At 40.2% G+C, this 488-nt stretch carries 1 protein-coding gene; it reads right to left on the bottom strand.

Annotated elements, in window-relative coordinates:
• The coding region (locus tag A3757_RS27125) for a TetR/AcrR family transcriptional regulator (RefSeq protein WP_068740242.1) at positions 1-488 on the bottom strand (488 nt) is incomplete at both ends.

Raw genomic sequence — 488 nt, 5'->3', positions numbered from 1 at the left:
ACTTAATGATTCCTAAAAATAACTTACTGGTGGCGGCAACTAGCTCTTTTCGTTCCGTTTTATAATCACTCACTAACCAGTTTGTCGCTGCCTGGCGCATTGCTCCTACTAAGGATATAGCCATGATGTCCTGTTGGGCACGATCAATCGTCATATCGGGAAAAGCCTTATTTGCCATTACTCTTAAAATTTCTGCAAAGCCATTGATGTAATGATAGTAAAGCGTATTAACTTCTGGGCTAATGCCTTCTAATTCGACCATGCATATTCGAGCGATATTAGGGTCTTCAAGAATTTCAAAGTACTTATCTAAACCCGCAATAATGGCAGCCTTTGGGTCAGAGTCTTGATAGCCCACAACGATGGCTTGAACAATTTCTTTACTGAGCAGGGTCATACAGTCTTCATAGACCGCCAGTAATAAATTTTCTAGACCTGAATAGGATTCGTAAAAATAGCGATCAGTTAACTTGGCTTCTTTGCATAAG

It is taken from the genome of Oleiphilus sp. HI0117 (assembly GCF_001635235.1).
Note: the sequence above shows the minus strand (reverse complement) of the source record. Positions and strands in the feature narration are given on the sequence as shown.